Source organism: Synechococcus sp. R6-10, from assembly GCF_047461815.1.
Classification (GTDB): Bacteria; Cyanobacteriota; Cyanobacteriia; order Thermostichales; family Thermostichaceae; genus Thermostichus.
Genome location: NZ_JANSHW010000574.1, coordinates 1 through 1,953, shown reverse-complemented (window position 1 = coordinate 1,953; position 1,953 = coordinate 1). Strand labels below are relative to the sequence as shown.

Here is a 1,953-nt window from a genome sequence, read left to right as displayed (position 1 = left end):
CCCGAGCAACTCCGAGCCGGAGACAATTTCGATGTGGTGTTGCGCTTGCCCCCCACGACCAACCCTGCTGCAGGCCATCAAGCCCCTTTTTGGATCAAGTTTTGGGTCAAGCACGGGCGCACTCGCTCTTTGGTGGATGGCCCCCGCTGGTTGCTGGACTTCTCCCGCGACGATCAGGGGCAGTGGCAAGCTTTAACCCGCATGACCATTCCCCCAGGCGTCCCCGAGCTGATCTTTGAAGCTTGGGCCGTCAGCCCGGATCGCCAGCAGCAGAGCGACCGAGTTACAGAGCACCGCTCTATCTTGCCTTAGGGATCCCTCGCTCTTGAGTCCTGTTTAGTCTTGGACGGAGCGCACCATCAGCACTGGGCAGCCGATGTGCACCCGCACATAGTCGGAGATGGAACGCCCCAGCAGCCGATCCAGGTCGGGGATGCTGCGGGCAATGCTGGGCCGGCGATCCGGGGATCCCATCACCAGCAGATCGGCCTTGCTTTCTTCAGCCAGGCGGACAATCTCCGTAGCCGGATCCCCGACAGCCGTCAACACCTGGTGGCCGATTTGCCGGTTTTTGAGGATGTCGATTGCCCGATCTAGGGCCTCATCTCTACCTGGGTTGTCGGCATCCAACTGCACAGAGGCCAGGAAGATCTGGGCCCCTTGAATGCCGGAGATCAAGTCAAGGGCAGTGGCAAAGGCGGCCTGGGCAGCGGGGGAGTTGTTGAGGGCCACCATGACATGGCTGGGGTATTTGACGTAGGCGTCGTCTTTGACTAGCAGCATTGGGCAGGAGGCGAGCTGGAACACATATTGGCTCACCGAGTTCTGCAAAATGGCCATGATGCGGTTGCGCCCCCGGGATCCCATCACAATCAGCGGATTGGGCAGGGACTCGGCCACCTGCAGCACCACCACCTTGGGATCCCCTTCCACCAGTTGCGTGCTGATCTTTAGCCCTGGGCGGGGGGGGAAAGTCTGCAGGGTTTGGGCCAGCAGTTCCTGCCCCTTTTGCCAGGCAGCCCGCATCTCCTCGGCAGAGGTCTGGGAAGGCACCGCATGCAGCAATGTCACGTGGCACTGGGCAAAGGCCGGCAGAGACAGAAGGGTATGCACCATTTGCTCAGTGGGGCCGCTGCCATCGATGGCGGCAATGAGGTTCTCAAATCGAGACATGGGATCCGTTCTCCGGGCCGTAGTTTGCCAAGACTCATCCTAGATCTGCCCCTGCGGATCCCTGTTACCGTAGGGGATGTCCTGCAACATTTTGTTGGGTTTTAGTAACTTAGCCACACATAGCCGGTAAAGCCGCCGCCGGCATTGGTGTTGCGACCGGCCAGGAACTGAAACCCCCCCAAGCCCAGCGTTAACCCTCCCTCCAGCCGCCAGTTGAGCTGGCCCGAAAGCTTGAGGTTGTCGTAGTCGGGATCCTGAACCGCCAAATCTCCGAACAGCAAAGGTGCACCGTTGCCCAAGGTAAAATCTCCATCCAAAGCCAGGATGGCCTGCAGCTCAGGAGTCAAATCGGCCCCAAGGGTTAAGTTGGCCTTGAGGCGATCGCCGGGATAGCCCAGGTAGTCCCGGAACGTGAGGCAGGAGTCGAAAAAGGCAGGCAGGGATCCCAACTGGGTATTGGCTGCCGCCCCAACTTTGAGATCATAGCCGAAGACGCCGTACCCCAAGGGCAGGGGAATGTCTTGGGTGGCATATCCGGGCGGGATCAAGGCCGTTAGCTGAGCCGAGAAGAAGGGATCCCCGTTCCCCCAAGTATGGCGCAGGCCCAGTTCCAGATCCCGCAGGCCCTGGTTGCGCTGGGTAACGGTGTCAGCCCCGCTGGCAAAGCGATTTTCGATGAAAACGTAGCTGGTGTTGAGGTTGAGAGTGAGCTGATCGCTAAGGCCAGTCTCGGCGAAAAGGTTGAGGCGGGTTTCTCCGTACTCCGAAAGGGCCGGCTGC

Annotated in this window: 2 protein-coding genes and 1 pseudogene; 1 reads left to right on the top strand and 2 read right to left on the bottom strand. The window is 60.1% G+C overall.

The features are described 5' to 3' along the window. Positions 1–312, top strand: a pseudogene (locus NW837_RS14015) (hypothetical protein); the annotation flags it as partial. A gap of 24 nt (positions 313–336) precedes the next feature. Here the strand turns inward: NW837_RS14015 and NW837_RS14010 are convergent. Then, positions 337–1,173: a universal stress protein gene (locus NW837_RS14010; protein ID WP_414332210.1), complete on the bottom strand. Its 837-nt coding sequence runs from the start codon at positions 1,171–1,173 to the stop codon at positions 337–339. A gap of 101 nt (positions 1,174–1,274) precedes the next feature. Next, on the bottom strand, positions 1,275–1,953 hold a 679-nt coding region (locus NW837_RS14005; RefSeq protein WP_414332209.1), incomplete at its 5' end, for a hypothetical protein.

Excerpts from the sequence above, each read along its gene's own strand:
- NW837_RS14010 (WP_414332210.1), bottom strand. The coding sequence starts at position 1,173 with ATGTCTCGATTTGAGAACCTCATTGCCGCCATCGATGGCAGCGGCCCC.